Here is a 22,839-nt window from a genome sequence, read left to right on the forward strand (position 1 = left end):
CCGATGCGCTGTTATTGATGAGAGGAAGTGGCCTTTGAGCACACTGATCGTTTTGTTACCGCCGCGCGATCCCGCGGTGCGCTCGGAAGAGTGGCATCTGCCGGATCTGCCGTTTCTGCTGCTCGACAAGCGCGGCGAGCCGCAACGCATCGGCCGCGCGGCGATCGGGCTGTTGCCGCGCGCGAGTGCGACCGTGCTGATCGTCGCTGCGCGCGACACGCTTCTGCTCGCCGCTGCCGTGCCGCCACTCAAGGGGCCGCGCTTGCGGCAGGCGCTGCCGAACGTCGTCGAGGATCAGCTGATCCAGGATCCGCAGACGTGCCACATCGCCGTCGATCCGGTCGCCCTCGCCGATGGCAAGCGCGTCGTCGGCGTGATCGATCGCGGCTGGTTCCGCTTCGTGGTCGGCGCGTTTTCGGGCGCGGGACATCGCAATCTGAAGGCCGTGCCCGCGATGCGCTGCCTGCCGGTTCCGGCCGCCGTGCCATTCGATGAAACCGGCGAAGCCGAAGAGATCGAAGCGCCGCCGCAGCCGTTTATCGCGGGGCTGCTCGGTCATGTCGTGTCGACCGCGCCCGCGCTGATCGGCGAAATGGCCGCGCCCTCGCCCGCCGCGCTGGGCGCACCGCGCATCGAGGTGGCGATTGCGCGCGGCGAACGCGCGGCGCTCGGCGAAGGACTCGCCCTGCCCGCCGATTCGATCGAGGCAACGCTCGCCGCGCTCGCCGGCGATCAACCCGTGACGCTTTATTCGCTCGCCGATCTGCCCGGCGACGAACCGCGCCTGTCCGGTTCGCGCAATGCTGCGGCGGCCATCGCCGGCGCGCATCCGATCACGTTCGAGGCGCTCGCGCGCAACGCGCTCGCGTGCCGCTTCGACCTGTGCCAGTTCGAATTCGCCGCGCAACCGTGGCGGCTCGACCGCGCGACGATGCGGCGTCTGCGCGTGCCGATCGCGCTCGTGGCGGCGTCGGTGGTCGTGTCGATCATCGGCATCAACGTGCAATGGCTGCAGCTTGCGCGTCAGCGCGACGCGATCAGCGCGCAGGAAACCGAGCTCCTGCTCAACGCCTTCCCCAAGACGACGACCGTGCTCGATGCGCCCGACCAGATGACGCGCAATCTCGATCGTCTGCGCGTGGCATCGGGCGAGCTGTCGCCGTCGGATTTCCTGTCGCTCGCCGACGGCCTCGCGCGCTCGCTCGGTCCGGTGCCGGTGAACGGCGTCGCGGGGCTCGATTATCGCGAGCGTCGGCTGGAAGTGACCTTCAAGCCGGAGACGAAGGTCGATCCCGATCTTTCGAAGCGCCTCGCCGCGAACGGCCTGAACGGATCGATCGATACGAACACAGGCAAATGGACGATCAGGAGCGGCCAATGAAAGCGGAAATCGGACGTTCCCTGTCGGAATTCTGGGAAGCGCGCACGCCGCGCGAGAAGACCATTCTCATGTGGGGCGGCATCGCGGTCGGGCTCGCGCTCGTCTATCTCGTGCTGTGGGCGCCCGCCTATGAAGGCCGCGCGCGGCTGCGCGAATCGCTGCCGACGATGCAGCGCCAGCTCGCGACGATGACCGCGCAGGCCAACGACGCGCGCTCGCTCGCGCCCGCCGCCGAAGGCGTGATGCCGACCGGCGCCGCGCTGCGCGATGCGCTCGCGAAGTCGCTCGCCGACAACGGCATGCAGCCGACGCAGGTTCAGGTGATCGGCGCGGCGGTGCAGATTCAGTTGAAGAACGCGTCGTTTCCGAACTGGACGGCGTGGCTCGACGACGCCCGCAAGCAGTTCAAGGTGCAGGTCTCGGAGGCGCACGTCACGGCGCTGAAGCCGGATGGCCAGGTCGATCTGACGGCATCGCTGCAACCGGCCGGCACGAAATGAGTTACTGGACGCGACGAATCCGGCTCGCGTTGCCGGCGCTTTTCGTGATCGTGATTTCGGTCGCCGGCACGCTGCTCGCGATGATGCCCGCCGCGTGGATCGTGCCGCAGTTCTCGAAGGCAACGGGCGGCCATGTGAATCTGGTCGATCCGGCGGGCTCGCTGTGGAGCGGCTCGGCCACGCTGATGCTCGCCGCGGGCAGCGACGGCGCGGGCGCGACGCTCTTGCCGGGGCGCATCGAATGGACGACGGCGTTTCTGCCGCTCTTCACCGGCCGCGTTCACATGACCATGCGTCAGACCGAAGCGATGCCCGATGCCGTGATCGTCGACGCCACCACGCGCGGCGCGGTCATCACCGCCGGCCAGATCGCCGTGCCCGCGACGTTGCTCTCGGGCCTCGGCGCGCCGTTCAATACGCTCGATTTCGACGGCAGCGTGCGGCTCTCGTGGACGGAGTTCCGCCTGCTGAACCGCAATGCGTACGGGCAAGTGGTCGTCACGCTCGATGACATGGCTTCGCGCGTCTCGCGCGTGAAGCCGCTCGGTTCGTATCGCGTCGCGTTGCAGGCGCAGGGCGCGTCCGCGACCATCGATCTTTCGACGAGCAAAGGTCCGCTGATGCTCACCGGCAACGGCGCGATCTCACCGGAATCGACGTCGTTCCAAGGCACGGCGACGGCCGCGCCGGACCAGCGGGAAAACCTCGCGGGTCTGCTCAACCTGCTCGGCCGTCACACCGATCCGGACACGGTCGCCCTGACCTTCATGCGTTGATCAGCGGCTGGCGGTTTGCGCCGGACTCGACGCGGGCGCGGGCGCTTGAACCGCGCCCGTTTCGCGATCCATCTGCCCGACATCCCAGCCGCCGCCGAGCGCCTTCACCAGTCCGACCGACGACACCATCCGCTGTCCCGCGATGTTCGCGAGCTTCTGCTGCGCGGTGAATGCAGTCGTCTGCGCGGTCAGCACGCTGATGAACGCGACCGTTCCCGCCTTGTACTGATTGTTGATGATCGCGAGCGCCTGCTGCGCCGATTCCACGGCCTGCTGCTGCACGACGATTTCCTTCTCCAGAATGCGCAGCGACGCGAGATTGTCTTCGACGTCCTGGAACGCGGTCAGCACCGTCTGCCGATACGTCGCGACGTTCTGGTCGTAAGTCGCGCGCGCGGCTTCGGTGCGTGCGGAGCGCAGGCCGCCGTCGAAAATGGTCGCGGCGATGTCCGGCCCGAGCGTCCAGAAGCGCGACGGCGCGCGCAGCAATTGCGACAGCACCGAGCTTTCGAAGCCGCCTTGCGCGGAGAGCGTGAGCGTCGGGAAGTACGCGGCCATTTCGATGCCGATCTGCTCGTTCGCCGCCGCGGCCTTGCGTTCCGCCGACGCGATGTCGGGCCGGCGCTCGAGAATCGCGGATGGCATCTGCACGGGAACGGTCGGCGGCGTGGCGTCGAGCGGAATCGGCGGAATCGAAAACGTGGAAGCGGCCTCGCCGACGAGCACCGCGATCGCATGTTCGTATTGCGCGCGCGCGACGCCGTTATCGATGGCCGATGCCTGCGCCGACTGCAACTGCGTCTGCGCCTGAATCACGTCCGAACGCGCGACGATGCCCTGCGCGTACTGATTCTGCGTGAGCTTGAGCGATTGCTCGTAGGCCGCGACGGTGTCGTCGAGGAGCCTTTGCTGCGCGTCGAGCGAGCGCAACTGGAAATAGGTTTGCGCGAGCGTGGCCTGCGCGGACAGCCGCGCGTTGGCGAGATCGGCGGCGGCGCCTTCCTGGCCGGCCTTTTGCGCGGAGACCGTGCGCGACACGCTGCCCCACAGATCCGGTTCCCACGATGCGTCGAGCGCAAGGCTGAACTGGTTGGTGACGGCACCCGTCTGCCCGAGGCTGGAGCTGCTGGTCGACCGGTTGCCCGCCCCCGTTCCCGAACGCGCCGCCGAAGCCGATGCGCCGATCGTCGGGAAATACGCCGCGCGCGCCTCGCCGACGAGCGCGCGTGCCTGACGATACGCGGCCGCGTATTGCGCGATGGTCTGGTTCGATTGATTCAGGCGCGCTTCGAGATCGTCGAGGCGCTCGTCGCGATAGATGCTCCACCATGCGCCGCGATCGGCCTGGTCGGCGGGCTGGGCGACTTTCCAGCCTTCGGGCGCTTCCTTGTAGCTGGCCGGGACCGCCGTCGTCGGGCGCTGATAATCGGGCCCGACAGCACAGCCGGCGATGAACATCGCGAGCATGGCGGCGAGCGCCGTCGTGGTCAGGCGCGCGGCGGCGGAAGCGGGAAAGGCGGGGCGATACGGCATCTGCTTGTCGGAATTCCTGTCGGCGCCGCGCCGTTCGATATGACGCACGCGGCAAGCCGAAATGGTAACGGAACGCAACGGGCGCTCGTGCGGCGCGCGCGTCAGGCAGACGTTAGCGTAACGGGTTCGCCGTAAGGCGGGTGTTACGCAGCGGGTGGAATCGGTTACGACGCGTTACGGTGACGATTATCGTCCGCTACCGGGACACGGCGAGCAGGGCGCCGAGAGCAACGGTCGCGCCGGCGCTTTCGCGGGCGCGGCCGCCGCCTTGCGACGCTGCCGGTTCTCGAACCATCCCATGCCCAAGACGACGAACGATCCGCCCGGCAGCAGGAACACGATCAGATACAACGCGAGTTTCCACGAACTCAGCTTCGGCGGGACGAAGTGACGGGAGGCGTCGGCGATCTTGCTGCTGATGGGGCCGAAGCGTCGGCGGGCGGTACGGACAAAGCGGGTCATCGAAAGGTCCTTCGGGCGTCGGCGAGCGACGGCGGGCGATCAGAACATGGTCTCGGGCGGCGCATGAAGCGCGTAACTCGTTGCATAGAATAATATTGACTGTGCAACTACTTTTCAAGATACTGCTGATTGCTTTTCGCAATTGTTGCCTTTAGGAGACGCGGCGCAGTGTCACACTTTTGCATCCGCGGTTTGACCGATGTCGCATGAACGGCGAACCGCTTTACGATCCCGCGACGATCCAGCTCGAAACGAGCCTCGGCTACTACCTCGCGAAGGCGCGCAACGTGCTCGTCATGCGAACCGATCAGGCGTTGAAGCCGCTCGAACTCACGTCGCCGCAGATCGGCGTGATTCTGCTGCTCGCGTCGGGGCGGGCGCGCACGTCGCTGGAACTGTCGCGCGAGCTGTCGTACGACAGCGGCTCGATGACGCGCATGCTCGACCGGCTCGAGAAGAAGGGTTTCGTCAGCCGCGCGCGTAGCGAAGTGGACCGGCGAATCGTCGAACTCAGTCTGACGGAGCGCGGACGTGACGCGGCGGCGCGTTTGCCGGTGATCGGCGCGGCCGTGCTCAACGAGCAGTTGCACGGCTTTACCCGCGCCGAGCTGGATCTGCTGATCGCGATGCTCGCGCGCATCGTCGGCAATACGCCGATGGGCGACTGCGCGCCATGCATGCTCGACGACGACTTGCCCTGATTCATCGGAATTAACCTGCATTTCTGCGCCGATTTCACTGTCTGAGCAGAGAATGCCGCGACAAGAAATAGTTTGCGTGCGATGCGCGTTTCGAGCGCCGCGCGCCGGAGAAACCTTCGATGTCCACATCCACTGCGGGCACGCCCGCCACGCCGCCCACGCCCGTGCCGCTCACGGGCGGCATCCTCGCCCTTTTGACGATGGGCCTCGCGCTCGGCACCTTCATGGAAGTGCTCGACACGTCGATTGCGAACGTCGCCGTGCCGACCATTTCGGGCAGCCTCGGCGTCGCGACGAGCGAAGGCACGTGGGTCATTTCGTCGTACTCGGTCGCTTCGGCGATTGCGGTGCCGTTGACCGGCTGGCTCGCGCGGCGCGTCGGCGAGGTGAAGCTCTTCACGATTTCCGTGCTGCTGTTTTCGATCGCGTCGGCGCTGTGCGGGCTGGCTCACAACTTCGAATCGCTGATCGCGTTCCGGCTGCTGCAAGGCCTCGTCTCCGGCCCGATGGTCCCGCTGTCGCAAACCATCCTCATGCGCAGCTATCCGCCCGAAAAGCGCGGCCTCGCGCTCGGTCTCTGGGCGATGACCGTGATCGTCGCGCCGATCTTCGGCCCGGTGATGGGCGGCTATATCACCGACAACTACACCTGGCCGTGGATCTTCTATATCAACGTGCCGATCGGCGTGTTCTCGGCGGCGATCGCGTACTTCCTGCTGCGCGGCCACGAGACGAAGACGACGCAGCAGCGCATCGACGGTGTCGGATTGGCGCTGCTCGTGATCGGCGTCGCGAGCCTGCAGATGATGCTCGACCTCGGCAAGGACCACGACTGGTTCAACTCGAACTTCATCGTGACGCTGGCGATCGTGTCGGCGGTCTCGCTCGCGTTCATGTTCGCGTGGGAGTTGACCGAGAAGGAACCGGTGATCGACCTTTCGCTCTTTCGCGACCGCAACTTTGCGATGGGCGTGCTCATCACGTCGCTCGGCTTTCTCGCGTTCTTCGGCTCGGTCGTCGTGTTGCCGTTGTGGTTGCAGACCGTGCTCGGCTACACGCCGTGGCTCGCGGGTCTCGCCACCGCGCCGGTGGGGATTCTCGCGCTGGTGCTGTCGCCGATCATCGGGCAGAACATGCATCGGCTGAATTTGCGCGTGGTCGCGAGCTTCGCGTTCCTCACGTTCGCGTTCGTGTCGCATTGGAACTCGACCTTCACGCTCGATACGCCGTTCGACCAGATCATCTATCCGCGCTTGATTCAGGGCATCGGCGTCGCGTGCTTCTTCGTGCCGATGACGACGATCACGCTCTCCAGCGTCTCCGACGAACGGCTCGCGGGCGCCGCGGGCCTGTCGAACTTCCTGCGCACGCTGTCGGGCGCGATCGGCACGGCGGTCAGCACGACGTTCTGGGAAAACGACATGATCCGCCATCACGCGCGTCTGACCGAATCGGTCACGCCTTATTCGGCGGGCACGAACGCGTATTCGGACCTGCTGTCGGGACTCGGCTTGTCGGGACAGGCGCTGACCGCGCAACTGGATCGCGTGGTGTCGGCGCAGGCGTACATGATGTCGACCAACGACTTCTTCCGCATTTCGTTCTATGCGTTTCTCGTGCTGGCCGCGATGGTCTGGCTGACGCGGCCGAAGAAGGGCGCGTCAGCCTCGATGGGACACTGAACTACTGAGGCGTGAGCGGCGTGACCGACTGCCCCGGCTGGTTTTCCAGATTGAGCGGGACCGGCTGATCCAGCGGGCTGACCTGCACGCCGCTCGGCGCGGGTGCAGGCGGGGTCTGCGTGGCTTGCGGCGTTTCGGTCTTGCGCAGTCCGGGGCCATTCTTGATGAACTGCTTGAAATCCGCGCCCGCCTGCCACGGATTCGGCTGGCAGCCGAGCGGATTATCGCAATGCGCGGCGAAACCGATCGTCGCGGTGCCTTCGTTGGTCGGCGTCTTGGTGATCTGATACGCGAGCGCGCGCTTGCCGCTCGACGGCCCCGCCGTCTGGATGATCGAATCGGTGACGGTCTGCAGCTTGTATTCGGAATGGTTCGTCACCCAGACCTGGGCGCGCGCCCACCACGCGTCGCATTCCGGCTTGCTCATGCAGGTGAGCGGTTGCGTGGCCTGCTCCATCGTCGTGCTGCTGACCTGGTCCTGCACGGCGCAGCCGCTAAAAAGGGCGAGCCATGCAGCCCCAAGCGCGGCGGCGGCGAAGTACTTCTTCTTCATTACTCCCCCGATCGTCGAAAAGTCGGCCATATTTTGACCCCTCAAATCGGATGATGTGATGACGCGTTTCCCTCTGTTGCATAAGCCGGAAACAATTTCCGCCGCGCGCTGACACCGCAGCGGAAAAATCGCCTCACGCGTTCGCGGGGTTCAGCTTGTAGACCTGATACGCCGCAACGAAGGCGTCGAACGTTTCGGTGTCGCTGCTTTCGACGACCGCCTGTTCCACAAGCGATTTTGCCGCAAGCTCGTCCATCGCGCGCTCTTCTGCGACGGAAAGCGGACGCGCACGAAAATCTTCCGCGTGACGCGCGCTGAGATCGAGCGCGAACTCGTCGAAGGTTTGCTGCTTGTCGCGCATCGTTTGCAGCACGCGCGCGGACGGCGTGAGCGACGCGTCGGCGATGCGCGGCCGCAGCGCTTCCAGCGCGCGCGTGTGATCGCCGTTGCCGTTTAGCGTGTCGAGCGTCTTCGCGACCGGTTCGATTGCATCGAAGAGTTCTTCGGCCCATTGCTGCATCGGCACGCTTGCGCCGTCGCGTTGCAGCGCGAGACCCGGCTTGCGCCCTTCCTTCGACACCGTCATGAAATTCGCGTTGGCTTCGATGCTCGCGCCGGGCGGCAACAGCGGGCTGTCTTCCAGTGCGCAATAGAGCAGATACGCATCGAGAAAGCGCGCGGTTTCGAGCGAGATGCCCGTCGGCACGAACGGATCGATGTCGAGGCAGCGCACTTCGATGTACTGCACGCCGCGCTCGGCCAGCGCATGCAGCGGACGTTCGCCCGAATGCGTGACGCGCTTCGGGCGGATCGTCGAGTAGAACTCGTTTTCGATCTGCAGCACGTTCGTGTTGATCTGCACCCATTCGCCGTCGCGCTGCGTGCCGATGGCTTCATACGGCGCATACGGCTGGCTCACGGCTTTGGCGAGCACGTCGAGATACGCGTCGAGATTGTCGTAGCTCGGCAGCAGATCGGCCTGCGCCGGATTGTTGGTGTATCCGAGATCGCTCATGCGAAGGCTGGTCGCGTGCGGCAGATAGAACGTGTCGGCATCGAACGTTTCCAGATGATGCTTCTTGCCGGCGACGAAGCGCTTGTTCAGCGCCGGCGACGCGCCGAACAGATACATCAGGAGCCAGCTCGTGCGACGGAAATTGCGGATCAGCGCGAAGTAGCGCTCGGACTGAAAGTCTTTCGCGGACAGCGTGCTCGTCGCATCGAGCGCCTGCCAGGCGCGCCATACGTTTTCATCGAGCGAATAGTTGTAGTGGATGCCCGCGATGCATTGCATCGTGCGGCCGTAGCGCAGCGCGAGGCCGCGCCGGTACACCGTCTTCAACATGCCGATGTTCGACGTGCCGTAATAGCCGAACGGAATCTCGTCCTCGGGCGGCAGCGAGTTGGGCATCGAATTGTTCCACAGCAACTCGTCGCCCATGTGCGCGTACGCGAAGCGATGCAGCGCGTCGAGGCGATCGAGCGTGATCGCCACATCCGATTCGGCGGGCGTGATGAGCTCGACGAGCGCCTCGGAGTAATCGGTCGTGATGAGCGGATGCGTCAGCGCGGAGCCGAACGAGCGCGGATGCGGCGTCATCGCCAGCTTGCCCTGTGGCGTCACGCGCAAGCTTTCTTTTTCGATGCCGCGCAAGCCTTGGCGCAACGCGTCGGCATGCGGACCGGACGCGAGCGCGGCAAGCCTGCGCTCGAAAGCGCCGGCCTTGGTGTGAGCGGGATTCTTGTTTGCCATTGAAGCGTTCTGCGAGGAGCGCGAGCGCGTGTGCGCGCGGTCGTATTTTTAGGGTAGCGGGCACTTTAACATCTCGGTGTAAGGCGTGCTTGGGCCCAGACCAGGCAAGGGATTGCGGGTTTTTCGGGAGATTCGCGGGAGATGCGCGGGAGATCCGCGGAATACGCGGCGGTGCGCTTTGGAGCCGCTTGGAGCGGCTCGCGAGGACATTGAAGCGCTCGCGCGTCATGTCGACGGCGAGCGCGCCTGCTTCATGCAACCTTGTTGGTTTCGTTACGCGCGCGTTCGGTTTCGAGCAGCGTTTCCTTGCGCGGCGTGCCCCAGCGATAGCCGGCGATCGCGCCATCCTTGCCGATGACGCGATGACACGGAATCGCGAGCGCCACCGGATTCGACGCGCACGCATTCGCCACCGCCCGCACCGCGCGCGGCGCGCCGAGCGATTCGGCGATCTCGGTGTAACTGCGCGTCTGCCCATACGGGATGCGCCGCAACGCGTCCCACACGCGCCGTTGAAATGCGGTCGCGCCGATGTCGAGCGGCAAATCGAAGCGCTCGCGCGTGCCTTGCAGATACGCGCGAATCTGCGCGATGAACGGCTCCAGTTTCGCGGCATCCTCGACGCGTTCGGCCTGCGCGAAATCGGCGGCGAGCTGATCGACGAGCGTGGGCGCGTCGTCGCCGAATGCGATCTTGCAGACGCCCTTGTCGGTCGCGGCGATGAGCACGGCACCCAGCGGCGTCGCGGCGGTCGCGTAACGCACGGTCAGCCCAGCGCCCTGACGCTTATACGCGGACGGCGTCATGCCGAGTTCCGCGGGCACGGCCTCGTACATGCGCGACGGCGAGCCGAAACCGGCGTCGTGCGTCGCGCGCGTGACGTCGCGGCCGCGCTGCAACGCATCGCGCAGCACGCCGGCACGCTGCGCCGCCTGATACTGACGCGGCGAAATGCCGACGATTCGCGAAAACAGGCGCTGCAGGTGAAACGGGCTGACGTGCACGGCGTCGCTCAATTGCGCGAGCGTCATGCGTTGCTGCGGATCGGCGTCGAGCACCTTGCATGCGCGCTCGACGATCGCGAGTTCGCGCGGCAGGCTCGTCGGCTGGCAGCGCTTGCACGCGCGGTATCCGGCTTGTTCGGCGGAGTCGGTCGTCGGAAAGAATTCGACGTTCTCGCGACGCGGCGCACGCGACGCGCACGACGGTCGGCAAAACACGCCGGTCGTGCGAACGGCGAAGAAGAAGGCACCGTCGGCGCGCTCGTCGCGATCGACGACGGCTTGCCAGCGGCTTTCATCGGAGGAAAAAACAGGGTTCGTGACGGTTTTCATGACGACCTCGATGGCTCTTGGGTACGTGACCACTGTAGAGCCGCCCAACTGAGGTTACGCGCCGATTCTTGCTCTGTCATCGGTCCGCGAAATCCGAAAAGTGACGCTCAGATACCACAAAGGGACGCCATAGGGGTTTTTACCGAAATTTCTATTGCGTCGCATCAAGTGGCTGTGTATGATTGGAACTGTCTCCTCCATGTCTCCTCCTGATATGGATTCAGCCCGCCCACTAAGGCGGGCTTTTTTTCGTCCGTGGTTTTTGCGTGTTCGAAACGTCAGCGCGAAAAAAACCGGGCGCGTGGCCCGGTTTCTCGTAGACGATTCCGCCGCCGTTACAGCACGTAGCGCGACAAATCCTCGTCTTGCGCCACATCGCCGAGCGCTCGTTCCACATACGGCGCGTCGATTCGCACAGGCTTGCCGGCATGATTGCCCGCCGCGAACGACACTTCTTCGAGCAGCTTCTCGATCACCGTATAAAGCCGCCGCGCGCCGATATTCTCGGTCTTCTCATTCACCGAAAACGCGATTTCCGCGAGACGCCGGATGCCGTCTTCCGCAAAGTCGAGCTCGACGCCTTCGGTCGCCAGCAGCGCCTTATACTGCTTGACGAGACTCGCATCAGTCGAATTCAGGATCGATTCGAAATCGCCGACGGACAGCGAATCCAGCTCGACGCGAATCGGAAAGCGCCCCTGCAGTTCGGGAATCAGATCGCTCGGTTTGGCGAGATGAAACGCGCCGCTCGCGATGAAGAGGATGTGATCGGTCTTGATCATCCCGTACTTCGTGTTGATGGTCGTGCCTTCGACGAGCGGCAGCAGGTCGCGCTGCACGCCCGCGCGCGAGACTTCGGCGCCGCCCGTCTCGCTGCGCGACGCGATCTTGTCGATCTCATCGAGAAACACGATGCCGTTCTGCTCGACGTTCTGCACCGCCTTGCTCTTGACCTCTTCGTCGTTGAGCATCTTGCTGGCTTCTTCGTCGGTCAGCAGCTTGAGCGCTTCCTTGACCTTCACCTTGCGACGCGTCTTCTTGCCGCCGCCGATGTTCGCGAACATCGAGCGAATCTGTTCGGTCATGTCTTCCATGCCCGGCGGCCCCATGATGTCCATGCCGACTTGCGGCATTTCCACATCGAGCTCGATTTCCTTGTCGTCGAGCGCGCCTTCGCGCAGCCGCTTGCGGAAGGTTTGACGCGTGGCGTTGTCGCCGCCTTCGCTGCCCGAAGACTCGATCGCGTTCGTGGCGCCGAATCCGACCGGCCGCGCCGTCGGCAGAAGAATGTCGAGGATGCGGTCTTCCGCGCGATCTTCGGCCTTCGTGCGGACTTTCTTCATCTCGGATTCGCGCGTCTGCTTCACGGAAATCTCGATCAGATCGCGCACGATGCTGTCCACGTCGCGGCCCACGTAGCCCACTTCGGTGAACTTGGTCGCTTCGATCTTGATGAACGGCGCGTCCGCGAGCTTGGCGAGACGCCGCGCGATTTCGGTTTTGCCGACGCCCGTCGGCCCGATCATCAGAATGTTCTTCGGCGTGATCTCCTGACGCAGCGGCTCGGCGACCTGCTGACGGCGCCAGCGGTTGCGCAGCGCGACGGCAACCGCCTTCTTCGCGCGCCCCTGGCCGATGATGTGCTTGTCGAGTTCGGAGACGATTTCGGAGGGAGTCATGGTGGTCATCGCAAAAGTCCTTTATTCGATCGTCTCGATGACGCGATTGTGGTTGGTGTAGATGCACATGTCGCCGGCGATGGTCAGCGCCTTCTCGACGATGTCGCGCGGCGAGAGATCGGTGTTCTCAATGAGCGCCTGCGCCGCAGCCTGCGCATAGGCGCCGCCCGAGCCGATCGCCGCGATGCCGTGCTCCGGATCGAGCACGTCGCCGTTGCCGGTGATGACGAGCGTGTTGTCCTTGTCGGCGGTGATGAGCATGGCTTCGAGGCGTCGCAGCATGCGATCGGTGCGCCAGTCTTTCGCCAGTTCGACGGCGGCGCGCGTCAGATTGCCCTGATGCTTCTCGAGTTTGGCTTCGAAGCGGTCGAGCAGCGAGAACGCGTCGGCCGTGCCGCCGGCGAAGCCGACCAGCACCTTGCCGCCATAGATGCGGCGCACTTTCTTCGCGCCCCCTTTCATGACGATATTGCCGAGCGTCACCTGACCATCGCCGCCCAGCGCGACCTTGCCGTCGCGGCGCACGGAGACGATGGTCGTGCCGTGAAATTGTTCCATGTGCGTTCCTTGGATAAACAGACGATGCGTGGCGATGAAAGTCCGCCGCGCAGTCGAGAATTCGATGGAGTGCACGGCGCGGGGTTCCGTCGGGCGTGAGGCCCGAGGCGGACGGCGCCGCGCTCGCGCTTGCCGCGATGAAGCTTTTGCGGCGCGCGTCGGATTCATTTTAGGGCGACGCCGGATTTATCAAGGCGTACGGTATCGGCGCTCGCCGTTTTTACCGGGCACAAAGCAAAAAAGGCATCCCTTCGTTGGATGCCTTTTTGCCGATGCGACTGCTTCTGCACAACTTTTTGCGGCGGCGTCTTCCCCGTTGCGGGCGGTCCCGCGACGCTCGCCTGCCGACAGCGATTTCAGTCGCCGAACAGCTTCTGACGCAGTTCGCGGCGTTCCTGCGCTTCGAGCGACAGCGTGGCGGTCGGACGCGCGAGCAGGCGCGGAATGCCGATCGGCTCGCCGGTCTCTTCGCACCAGCCGTAATCGCCGGACTCGATGCGCGCGAGCGACTGCTGCACCTTCTTCAGAAGCTTGCGTTCGCGATCGCGCGTGCGCAGTTCCAGTGCATGTTCTTCCTCGATGGTCGCGCGGTCCGCCGGGTCCGGCACGATCACCGTTTCCCGCAGGTTCTCGGTCGTCTGGCCGGCATTCTTCAGAATGTCCGCTTGCAACTGTTCGAGCCGGTTCTTGAAGAAGGCGAGTTGATCCTCGTTCATGTAGTCCTTCTCGCTCATCTTCAGGATTTCGGCTTCGGTCAAGAGTTTCGTTGTCATCAGCTTGCTTCTTCAATGTAGGGCGATGTCTTCGCAACGCCCGCACTTGCGTTACCCGCATTCAGCGCATCCGTACGCTAGGGGCTACGCGACACGTCGATGCGGGGCCGAACTCCTCTGGAAACCGATATTGGATGATGCTCCGGAAGACCGGGCGCATTCGCATGGCCCCGGATTTCCGGCCCCGGTGCTTTGACTTGATTTGCCTTCCCCCGGCAAATCGAGGCATCGTCCCGACGGGACATCCCTTCTCCCAAGATCCGCTGGCCGAGCGCCTCGAAGACGCGCATTCAGCGGAACTGCCCTTCTCCAGTGGGGCTGTATTGTAACTGAACCGCAAATTCCAACTAAACCTACGGAAAACCCTGTCGATTTGCGCCGGAATTTCAAAAATATAACGCCTGAACGCGCAAAAAGCGATGACGCTTGGTGGGCGCGACTACATACGCGCACCGAAAGTCGGACATGAAAAACGCCGCGCGCGAGCCCTTCGCGGCGGCGTTCTGTGTCAGTGCCCGTTTTGTCGCCCCGCGTGATTCGCGGCAATCCAAGCGAGATGCATGCCGGATTACTTCACCAGGCACGCGTCGAGGCCGTCGGTGATCAGATCCTTCGGCAGTTCGATGCCGATGAACACCATCTTGCTGTTCTTCTTCTCGATCGGCATCCACTTGCCGGCGAGATCGCTGCCCATCATCTGATGCACGCCCTGGAACACGACCTTGCGATCGACGCCCTTCATATAGAGCACGCCCTTGTAGCGCAACAGGCGCTCGCCATAAATCTGCAGAATGCCGCCGAGGAAGTCTTCGAGGCGGTTCGGATCGAACGGCTTGTCGCTGCGATACACGAACGACTTGATCTTGTCGTCGTGATGCGCGTGATGATGATGGTGATGCCCGTGCTCGTGATCGTGGCTGTGGTCGTGACCGCAGGTCGAATGATCGTGATCGTGATCATGGTCATGCGCGTGGTCATGATCGTGATCGTCTTCCGCGAGGAAATCCGGATCGATCTCGAGCTTCGAGTTCAGATTGAAACCGCGCAGATCGAAAATTTCCTTGATGTCTGCGTCGCCGAAATTCACGACCTTGATCGCCGCGCGCGGGTTCATGTGCAGCAGGCGATGCTTCAGCGCTTCGAGTTCGTCGGCGGAAACGAGATCGGATTTCGTGATGAACAGGCGATCCGCGAAGCCGACCTGACGCTGCACCACTTCGTGCTGGTCGAGCTGCGCATTCGCGTGCTTCGCGTCGACGAGCGTGATGATCGCGTCGAGCAGGAATTCGTCGGCGACGGTGTTGTCCATGAAGAACGTCTGCGCGACCGGACCCGGATTCGCGAGGCCGGTGGTTTCGATCACGACGCGGTCGAAATCGAGCGTGCCCGCCTTCTTGCGGTTCGCGAGGTCTTCGAGCGCGCGCGCGAGGTCGCCGCGGATCGTGCAGCAGATGCAGCCGTTGCTCATCTGGATGATCTGCTCGTTCGTCTCCTGCACGAGGATCTCGTTGTCGATGTTCTCTTCGCCGAACTCGTTCTCGATCACGGCGATCTTCATGCCGTGCTTCTCGTTCAGGATGCGCTTGAGCAGCGTGGTTTTGCCGCTGCCCAAAAAGCCGGTCAGGATGGTTACGGGAATCATGGTGTCGCCTTTTAAGTTCGGGGAACGCGCGGAATCGAATATTGGAACATATTTGCGGAGCCGACGCTTCGTGCGCCCTTCGCTCGCGAATCGCCCTTAACTGAGGCCGATCACGCGATTTGCAACAGCAGCCCTTTCAGATACTCGCCTTCCGGAAACGCCGTCAGCAACGGATGATCCACGCCCGCGCCGAGCCGCTTGAGGATGCGCGCATCGGCGCGTGCGTCGGCCGCCGCGCTCGCGACGATCTTCTGGAACAAGTCGGCATCGATCGCGCCGGAACATGAGTACGTGAAAAGCAGGCCGCCTGGACGCAGCAACTTGAAGCCGCTCAGATTGATGTCCTTGTACGCGCGCGCGGCGCGATCGACGGTTTCCTTCGACGGCGCGAACTTCGGCGGATCGAGCACGATCAGGTCGAAGCGACGGCCTTCGTCGTAGAGACGGCGCAGCGTCTTGAACGCATCGGCGTCGAGCCATTCGGCTTTCTCCGCGTCGAAGCCGTTGGCCTTCACGTTCTCCCGCGCGAGCGCGAGCGCTTCGCCCGATGAATCGACGGAGACCACGCGCGTCGCCCCGCCTTTCAGCGCGGCCAGCGAGAATCCGCCCGTGTAGCAGAAGCAGTTGAGCACTTCGCGGCCTTGCGCGTTCTGCGCAACGAGCACGCGGTTGTCGCGCTGATCGACGTAAAAGCCCGTCTTGTGGCCATTGCGCACGTCGACGTGATAGCGCACGCCGCATTCGTTCGCGATGAGCGTCGCCGGAGGCGCGTCGCCGGCGAGCACGCCGGTCGTCTGTTCGAGACCTTCCTTCTGGCGGATCGACACGTCCGAGCGCTCGTAGACGTTCGCGCAACCGGTCGCATCGACGAGCGCCTGCACGATCGCCGCTTTCCATGACTCGACGCCCGTCGCCATGAACTGGCAGACGAGCTGTGCGTGATCGCCGGTATCCGCGACGTAGTAATCGACGATCAGGCCCGGCAAGCCGTCCGCTTCGCCGAATATGAGGCGCGTCGCGCCGGTGTCCTTGACCATCGTGCGCCGATGCGCGACCGCGCGCTGCACGCGGCGCTTGAAGAACGCGTGATCGATGGGCTCGCTTTCATCGAACGTCCAGACGCGCGCGCGAATCTGCGATTGCGGGCTGTACGACGCGCGCGCGAGAAAGCGTCCGTCGGCCGCGCGAATGACGACCGTCGCGCCCGGCGCGGGATTGCCGTCGATGCGCGCGATGGCGTTCGCATAAATCCACGGATGGCGGCGGACGAGCGACTTGTCCTTCGCCGGTTTGAGCGTGATGGTGTCCATTGCAAGCCGAGGCGGCGCGCAGGGCGCTCGCGGAGTTAATCGCGCTTCTTCGCGCGCGGGTGCGCCGCATCGTAGACGCGGGCGAGATGCTGAAAATCGAGCGATGTATAAATCTGCGTGGCCGTGATGCTTGCATGCCCGAGCAGTTCCTGCACCGCGCGCAGGTCGCCGCTCGATTGCAGGACGTGCGTGGCGAACGAATGCCGCAGCACGTGCGGATGCACATTCGACGGAATGCCCGCGAGCAGCGCGAGCCGCTTCACGCGTTCGCGCACCACGCCGGGCGACATGCGGTTGCCGCGCACCGAGAGAAAGAGCGCGTGCGGTTCGAGCTTGACGAACTCGTCGCGCACGGCGAGCCAGGCGCGCAGCGCTTCGACCGCCTTGCTGCCGACCGGCACTTTGCGCATCCGCTTACCTTTGCCGAGCACCGTGACTTCGGCGCCTTCCAGATCGATCCAGCCTTCGGACCGGTGTTCGGCAGTGTCGACGTGGCGAACGTCCAGCCCGACCAGTTCCGCGAGCCGCAGACCCGACGAGTAGAACAGTTCGAGTATCGCGTGATCGCGCAGCGCTTCGGTCGTATCGGCTTGCGGCGCGTCCATCAGCCTCGCGGCGTCATCGACGGAGAGCGCCTTCGGCAGCGTCTTTTCGCGCTTGGGCGCGCGCACCGTCGCGACCGGATTCGCGGGCATCTCGACGCGCTCGGCGAGCCATCGATAGAACGCGCGCCATGCCGACAGCCGATGCGCGATCGAACGCGACGATAATCCGCTCGCGTGCGCGCGCACGACCGCGCCGCGAATATCGGCGGATGTGAGCGATTCCAGTGGACGATCCTTGGCGAGCGCGCGCAGCTCGCTCAACTCGTGCGTATAGCCGCGCAGCGTGTGCTCGGAAAGATGCCGCTGATGCTCGAGCATCGCGAGATAGTCGGCGATCACGTCGGCGGCGGCGTTCATCGTCAATGCGGCAGCAGGCGGGACAGCGCGGCGCTCGCGAGCGCGCCGATCTGCGTGAGGAAATCCGTCGCCATGCCGTCGTGGAAGCGGCGCGGATCGGGCGAGCCCATGACGAGCAGGCCGAAGCTCGGCGCATCCGGGCCGGCTTGCGGATCGCGCAGCGCGATGAGCGACACGGATTCGATCTTGCGGTCGATGTCGGACGGGCCGTCGCTCGGCGCGACCGTCGCCGATGCCGAGTTCGCCGCGCCCAGCCACTGCGCGGCGGCGAAGCCGGTATTCACGCCGCAGTACGGCGCGGCGAGACCGGTCGTGAAAAGGCGTACTTCCTCGCCGACCTGACGGGCGAAATCGGCTTGGCGATACGCTTCGTCGATATCCCACACGCGCAGCGCGGCGTGCGGCACGTCGAAGATTTCGCACAGCCCCTTGCTGATGGTCGCGGGCAGCGCGTACGGATCGCGCTGCGAGATTACGCGCACGGTCCAGCGATTGAACTTGGTCGAGATGCTGTCGTTTTCGTGGCCGTAGCGCAGCAATTCGGCGAGACGCCGTTCGAGCTGCTTGTTCTTGTCGCGCAGCATTTCCATCTGGCGTTCCTGCAGCGACACGGCCGCTTTGCCGTGCGGATTCGAAAGCCGGATGGTGCCGAGCAGTTCCGCGTGCTCGACGAAGAAATCAGGGTTGTCGAGCAGATAGTCGGCGACTTCGCGTGGATTCATGGTGACGTGTATGCGTTAAACGATGCGATCGAGCTCGATCTCGCCTTCGAAGACCGTTGCGGCGGGCCCGGCCATGAAGAGCGCGGCGGTTTCGTTCTTCGCGCCGTCCCAGCTGATCGTGAGCGTGCCGCCGTGCGTCTCGACGCGAACGGGCGAATCGAGCCGGCCGCGGCGAATGCCGGCCGCCACCGCCGCGCACGCGCCCGTGCCGCACGCGAGCGTTTCGCCCGCGCCGCGCTCGTAGACGCGCAGCTTCACCGAATGCCGATCGACGATCTCCATGAAGCCCGCATTGACGCGCTTTGGAAAGCGCGCGTGACGTTCGACGAGCGGACCTTCGGTCAGAACGGGATACGCCTCGACGTCATCGACGATCTGGACCGCGTGCGGATTGCCCATCGACACGACGGAAATCCAGCGCCGGTCGTTGATCGAGCCGTTCACGTCGAGCGGCCAGAGCGTGTCGTTGCCTTCCTTCCGGCCTTCGAGACCTTGCGCGTCGAACGGCACTTTCGGCGGATCGAACACCGGCGTGCTCATATCGACGACGACTTCGCCGTTCTCCTGCATCGTCAGCGTGATGACGCCGTTTTGCACCTGCACGCGCACCGTCGATGCATCCGTCAGACGCCGGTCGCGGACGAACTTCACGAAGCAGCGCGCGCCGTTGCCGCAATGCTCGACTTCACCGCCATCGCAATTGAAGATGCGGTACTTGAAGTCGACGCCTTCGATCGTCGGCTTTTCCACGAGCAGCAACTGATCCGCGCCGACGCCGAAATGACGGTTCGCGAGCGCGCGCACCTGTTCGGCGGACAGATCGAGCGCCTGCGTGTAGCCGTCGAGCACGACGAAGTCATTGCCCGCGCCCTGCATTTTTGTGAATTTCAGTTTCATGGCCGCTATTGTATGTGAGCCGCGATGCCGCGTTTCGCGCGATTCAGGCGTCAATAAAAGCTCGGGTCGCCCGGCGGGCGCGTCTTGAAGCGCTTGTGCACCCAATAATATTGCTCGGGCATGCGCGGAATCTGCTCTTCCAGAAACGCGTTCATGCGGCGCGCGTCGGCCTCGTCGTCGCCGCTCGGATAATTTTCCCAAGGTTTGAAGACTTTCAGCCGATAACCCTTGTAGTTCGGCAAAACTTCTCCGATGAAGGGCACGACCTGCGCCTTGCCCGTCTTCGCGAGCCGGCCGACGGCGGTCAGCGTGCACGTCGGGATGCCGAAGAACGGGACGAACGTGGAGTTGCGCATGCCGTAGTCCATGTCCGCGCCGAGCATCACGGGTTTGCGATCGCGCAGCCAGCGCAGCACGATGCGCGCGCTGTCGGCGCGGCTCGCCATGTCGGCGCCGAAACGGGCGCGCTGTCTCTTCGCCAGTTCCTCGATCTGCGGATTCGAAAACGGCTGATACAGCGAACCGCAGCGCCGATGCAGCGAGTAGTTGAGGAAGATCGAGCCCGCCTCGATGCCGACGAAATGCAGTCCGAGAAAGAGCGTGGGCGGAAGATCGGGATCGGTGAGATCGATGGCGCTATCGACTTCGATCAGCTTTTCTAGCTTCTTCGCGGAGCCGAACCATTGCACGCTGCGCTCGACGTAACTGCGGATCGCGTGCCGAAAGTGCTTCTGCGCGATGTCCTCGCGTTTTTCGTCGGACCACTCGGGGAAGCACAGCTTCAGATTCGTATGGACGATGCGCTTGCGACGGCTCGGAATCTGATAGAGCAGCCAGCCGAGGCCGTCGCCGAAACGCGCGGTGATGCCGTATGGAATCACCGCGAGGAATTTGAGAAAACCGATGGCGAGCGCCACGCCGATACGACCTAGCATGACTCGCTCCGGCGGGCGGACGAGTGGAGCGGGACCGAGGAAGTCAAAAGGGTCAATTCTGTGAAAACTAAGGAAACCGGTATAATAAAACCTTCGCCGAGTTAATGGACAACTTGCGGGGCGAAGCGGGTCGGAGTCTTCTTACTTTCGAGAAGCGCCGGCCTGGAAGCACATCCGCTAAAGCGTCGCCGCTTCAGACTCCAAAAGAAGACGGCTACGTGAATATCAACCGTACTTTTATTGGAGTCTGAAGCGTGTCGAACGACTACCTCTTTACTTCCGAATCCGTTTCCGAAGGCCACCCGGACAAGGTTGCCGACCAAGTCTCCGACGCCATCCTCGACGCCATTCTGTCGCAGGACAAATATTCGCGCGTCGCCGCGGAAACGCTGTGCAACACCGGTCTCGTCGTCCTCGCGGGCGAAATCACGACCACCGCCAACGTCGATTACATCCAGGTCGCGCGCGACACCATCAAGCGCATCGGTTACGACAACACCGACTTCGGCATCGACTATCGCGGCTGCGCGGTTCTCGTCGCGTATGACAAGCAATCGCCGGATATCGCGCAAGGCGTGAACAAGGCGCACGACGACAATCTCGATCAGGGCGCGGGCGACCAGGGCCTCATGTTCGGCTACGCCTGCGACGAAACGCCCGAACTGATGCCGCTGCCGATCCACCTTTCGCATCGCCTCGTCGAGCGTCAGGCAAACCTTCGTCGCGATGGCCGTTTGCCCTGGCTGCGTCCGGACGCGAAGTCGCAAGTCACCGTGCGTTATGTCGATGGCCGCGCGCATTCCATCGATACGGTCGTGCTGTCGACGCAACATTCGCCGGACATCGACCTGCCGCAACTGCGCGAAGCGGTGATCGAAGAAGTCATCAAGCCGACGCTGCCGAAGGAACTCATCAAGGGCGACATCAAGTTTCTGGTGAACCCGACGGGCCGCTTCGTCATCGGCGGTCCGCAGGGCGACTGCGGTCTGACGGGCCGCAAGATCATCGTCGACACGTACGGCGGCGCGGCTCCGCACGGCGGCGGCGCGTTCTCGGGCAAGGATCCGTCGAAGGTCGACCGCTCGGCGGCGTACGCGGGACGTTATGTCGCGAAGAACATCGTCGCGGCCGGTCTCGCATCGCGCGCGCTGATCCAGGTTTCGTACGCAATCGGCGTGGCACGTCCGACTTCGGTGATGGTGAACACGTTCGGCACGGGCCGCGTGTCGGATGCCGAAATCACGAAGCTCGTTCTGGAGCATTTCGATCTGCGTCCGAAGGGCATCATCCAGATGCTCGATCTGCTGCGCCCGATCTACGAAAAGACGGCGGCATACGGTCACTTCGGCCGCGAAGAGCCTGAATTCTCGTGGGAAGCCACCGACAAGGCGCTCATGCTGGCCGAAGCGGCGGGCACGGAGCCGGTCGCAAGCGTGGCGTAACGCCATTCGCCGAACGCGCGGGACAAGAACCGGCAAGCATCGCGCTTGCCGGTTTTTTTTCGCCTGCGCGGCGCGTTTCTTGCGACCGAACCGGACGGCAAAACCGATCATCCACGGAGCCGTCATGCCGTTCGAAACGCTTCTTTCTCCCGTCACAATCGGCAATCTCGAACTGCCGAATCGCGTGGTGATGGCGCCGCTCACGCGCAATCGCGCGTCGCAGCCCGGCGATGTACCCAGCGAAATGAACGCGCACTATTACGCGCAGCGCGCGGGCGCGGGACTCATCGTGACCGAGGCGACGCAGGTTTCGCGGCAAGGTCAGGGTTATGTCGCGACGCCCGGCATCTATTCCGACGCGCAGGAAGCCGGATGGAGAGCCGTCGTGGGCGCGGTTCACGCGCGGCACGGGCGCATCGCGTCGCAGCTGTGGCATGTGGGGCGCGTGTCGCATCGATCGCTGCAGGAGGGCGATGCGCCGCCCGTCGCGCCGTCCGCGATCCGCGCGCGCGACACGCAAGTGTTCGTGAGACACGATGACGGTACCTACGGCATGACCGACGCCGACGAACCGCGCGCGCTTGAGATCGGCGAGTTGCCGGGCATCGTGCTGCAGTTCGTCGATGCCGCGCATCGCGCCAAGCGCGCCGATTTCGACATGATCGAAGTCCACGCGGCCAACGGCTATCTGCTGCATCAGTTCATGGCGACGGGCACCAACCATCGCACCGACGAGTACGGCGGCGGCATCGAAAATCGCGTGCGGCTGGTCGTCGATGTGCTGGAGGCGGTCGCGGGCGTGATGGGCGCGAATCGCGTCGGCATCCGGATATCGCCGAACTTCACGGGATTTGATCTGCACGACGATGAAGGCGAAGCGTCATCGCTGTATCTGGCGCGCGAGCTGAAGCGCATCGGCATCGCGTATCTGCATCTGGCGGAAGGCGATTGGGCCGGCGGCGCGCCGCTTTCGGACGGCTATCGAGACGCGCTGCGCGAGGCTTACGACGGCGCGATCATCGTCTGCGGCGAATACACCGCGGAAGAAGCCAATACGCGCATCGAACGAGGCGAAGCCGACGCCGTGGCTTTCGGTCGCGCGTTTCTCGCGAATCCGGATTTGGTCGAGCGCTTCAGGATGAACGCGCCGCTCAACGCGCCCGACGAGGCGACGTTCTACGGCGGCGGAGAGAAAGGCTACACGGACTATCCGACGCTCGACGAGGCCGAGCGCAAGTGAGGGA

General features: G+C 64.0%; 21 protein-coding genes. 7 read left to right on the top strand and 14 right to left on the bottom strand.

Features of this window, described 5'->3' with window-relative positions:
• The first annotated feature begins 34 nt into the window (after positions 1 to 34).
• Genes gspL through NCS00_RS00105 form a run of 3 tightly spaced genes read left to right on the top strand, consistent with a single transcriptional unit; the run spans position 35 to position 2,657 of the window.
• Positions 35 to 1,381, top strand: a complete 1,347-nt coding sequence (gspL, locus tag NCS00_RS00095; RefSeq protein ID WP_008352385.1) for a type II secretion system protein GspL — start codon at positions 35 to 37, stop codon at positions 1,379 to 1,381.
• A complete protein-coding gene (locus NCS00_RS00100; protein ID WP_008352384.1) occupies positions 1,378 to 1,881 on the top strand; it encodes a type II secretion system protein M in 504 nt (167 codons plus the stop codon). Before gspL ends, NCS00_RS00100 begins: the two co-directional genes overlap by 4 nt.
• Positions 1,878 to 2,657, top strand: a complete 780-nt coding sequence (locus NCS00_RS00105) for a type II secretion system protein N (protein WP_008352383.1) — start codon at positions 1,878 to 1,880, stop codon at positions 2,655 to 2,657. Before NCS00_RS00100 ends, NCS00_RS00105 begins: the two co-directional genes overlap by 4 nt.
• On the opposite strand, the gene NCS00_RS00110 is transcribed toward NCS00_RS00105, so the two are convergent.
• Both NCS00_RS00110 and NCS00_RS00115 read right to left on the bottom strand, forming a co-directional pair.
• Positions 2,658 to 4,190 (bottom strand): efflux transporter outer membrane subunit, encoded by a 1,533-nt coding sequence (locus NCS00_RS00110; RefSeq protein WP_034472334.1) that lies wholly within the window; start codon positions 4,188 to 4,190, stop codon positions 2,658 to 2,660. It abuts the gene before it with no gap.
• A 186-nt stretch (positions 4,191 to 4,376) separates the two neighbouring features.
• A complete protein-coding gene (locus tag NCS00_RS00115) occupies positions 4,377 to 4,652 on the bottom strand; it encodes a hypothetical protein (protein WP_008352380.1) in 276 nt (91 codons plus the stop codon).
• Positions 4,653 to 4,858: 206 nt separating this feature from the next.
• Between NCS00_RS00115 and NCS00_RS00120 the strand changes: the two genes are divergently transcribed.
• Positions 4,859 to 5,353: a MarR family winged helix-turn-helix transcriptional regulator gene (locus tag NCS00_RS00120; RefSeq protein ID WP_250438579.1), complete on the top strand. Its 495-nt coding sequence runs from the start codon at positions 4,859 to 4,861 to the stop codon at positions 5,351 to 5,353.
• A 119-nt stretch (positions 5,354 to 5,472) separates the two neighbouring features.
• A complete protein-coding gene (locus NCS00_RS00125; protein ID WP_033536461.1) occupies positions 5,473 to 7,035 on the top strand; it encodes a DHA2 family efflux MFS transporter permease subunit in 1,563 nt (520 codons plus the stop codon).
• A 1-nt stretch (position 7,036) separates the two neighbouring features.
• Here NCS00_RS00125 and NCS00_RS00130 read toward each other — a convergent pair whose 3' ends face one another.
• From NCS00_RS00130 to NCS00_RS00185, 12 genes are all read right to left on the bottom strand, one after another.
• Positions 7,037 to 7,588 (bottom strand): hypothetical protein, encoded by a 552-nt coding sequence (locus NCS00_RS00130; RefSeq protein ID WP_008352375.1) that lies wholly within the window; start codon positions 7,586 to 7,588, stop codon positions 7,037 to 7,039.
• Between the two features lie 133 nt (positions 7,589 to 7,721).
• Positions 7,722 to 9,341, bottom strand: a complete 1,620-nt coding sequence (gene gshA / locus NCS00_RS00135; protein WP_175979677.1) for a glutamate--cysteine ligase — start codon at positions 9,339 to 9,341, stop codon at positions 7,722 to 7,724.
• A gap of 251 nt (positions 9,342 to 9,592) precedes the next feature.
• Positions 9,593 to 10,675 (bottom strand): bifunctional DNA-binding transcriptional regulator/O6-methylguanine-DNA methyltransferase Ada, encoded by a 1,083-nt coding sequence (gene ada, locus NCS00_RS00140; protein WP_008352371.1) that lies wholly within the window; start codon positions 10,673 to 10,675, stop codon positions 9,593 to 9,595.
• A 335-nt stretch (positions 10,676 to 11,010) separates the two neighbouring features.
• Positions 11,011 to 12,363, bottom strand: coding sequence for an ATP-dependent protease ATPase subunit HslU (gene hslU, locus NCS00_RS00145; protein ID WP_008352370.1), 1,353 nt, complete (start codon positions 12,361 to 12,363; stop codon positions 11,011 to 11,013).
• Between the two features lie 12 nt (positions 12,364 to 12,375).
• Positions 12,376 to 12,912, bottom strand: coding sequence for an ATP-dependent protease subunit HslV (gene hslV, locus NCS00_RS00150; RefSeq protein WP_008352368.1), 537 nt, complete (start codon positions 12,910 to 12,912; stop codon positions 12,376 to 12,378).
• Positions 12,913 to 13,268: 356 nt separating this feature from the next.
• Entirely contained in the window at positions 13,269 to 13,685 is a 417-nt protein-coding gene (gene dksA / locus NCS00_RS00155; RefSeq protein WP_008352366.1) for an RNA polymerase-binding protein DksA, read from the bottom strand.
• 568 nt (positions 13,686 to 14,253) lie between these two features.
• Positions 14,254 to 15,327, bottom strand: a complete 1,074-nt coding sequence (locus NCS00_RS00160; protein ID WP_008352364.1) for a CobW family GTP-binding protein — start codon at positions 15,325 to 15,327, stop codon at positions 14,254 to 14,256.
• 110 nt (positions 15,328 to 15,437) lie between these two features.
• On the bottom strand, positions 15,438 to 16,637 hold the full coding sequence (locus NCS00_RS00165; protein WP_008352362.1) for a class I SAM-dependent rRNA methyltransferase: 1,200 nt from the start codon (positions 16,635 to 16,637) through the stop codon (positions 15,438 to 15,440).
• A 35-nt stretch (positions 16,638 to 16,672) separates the two neighbouring features.
• The gene (gene xerC, locus NCS00_RS00170; RefSeq protein ID WP_239294365.1) at positions 16,673 to 17,599 is read right to left on the bottom strand and encodes a tyrosine recombinase XerC; all 927 of its coding nucleotides are present in this window, start codon (positions 17,597 to 17,599) and stop codon (positions 16,673 to 16,675) included.
• Positions 17,600 to 17,601: 2 nt separating this feature from the next.
• Positions 17,602 to 18,321, bottom strand: coding sequence for a DUF484 family protein (locus NCS00_RS00175; protein WP_008352358.1), 720 nt, complete (start codon positions 18,319 to 18,321; stop codon positions 17,602 to 17,604).
• 15 nt (positions 18,322 to 18,336) lie between these two features.
• On the bottom strand, positions 18,337 to 19,218 hold the full coding sequence (gene dapF, locus NCS00_RS00180) for a diaminopimelate epimerase (protein ID WP_008352356.1): 882 nt from the start codon (positions 19,216 to 19,218) through the stop codon (positions 18,337 to 18,339).
• Positions 19,219 to 19,268: 50 nt separating this feature from the next.
• Entirely contained in the window at positions 19,269 to 20,153 is an 885-nt protein-coding gene (locus tag NCS00_RS00185) for a lipid A biosynthesis lauroyl acyltransferase (protein ID WP_008352354.1), read from the bottom strand.
• 254 nt (positions 20,154 to 20,407) lie between these two features.
• Between NCS00_RS00185 and metK the strand changes: the two genes are divergently transcribed.
• Positions 20,408 to 21,595: a methionine adenosyltransferase gene (gene metK / locus NCS00_RS00190; RefSeq protein ID WP_008352353.1), complete on the top strand. Its 1,188-nt coding sequence runs from the start codon at positions 20,408 to 20,410 to the stop codon at positions 21,593 to 21,595.
• Positions 21,596 to 21,719: 124 nt separating this feature from the next.
• The gene (locus NCS00_RS00195) at positions 21,720 to 22,835 is read left to right on the top strand and encodes an alkene reductase (RefSeq protein WP_250435376.1); all 1,116 of its coding nucleotides are present in this window, start codon (positions 21,720 to 21,722) and stop codon (positions 22,833 to 22,835) included.
• The last annotated feature ends 4 nt before the right edge of the window (positions 22,836 to 22,839 follow it).

Origin of the sequence: Caballeronia sp. AZ1_KS37 (assembly GCF_023631165.1) — a bacterium.
In the GTDB taxonomy this organism is placed as follows: domain Bacteria; phylum Pseudomonadota; class Gammaproteobacteria; order Burkholderiales; family Burkholderiaceae; genus Caballeronia; species Caballeronia zhejiangensis.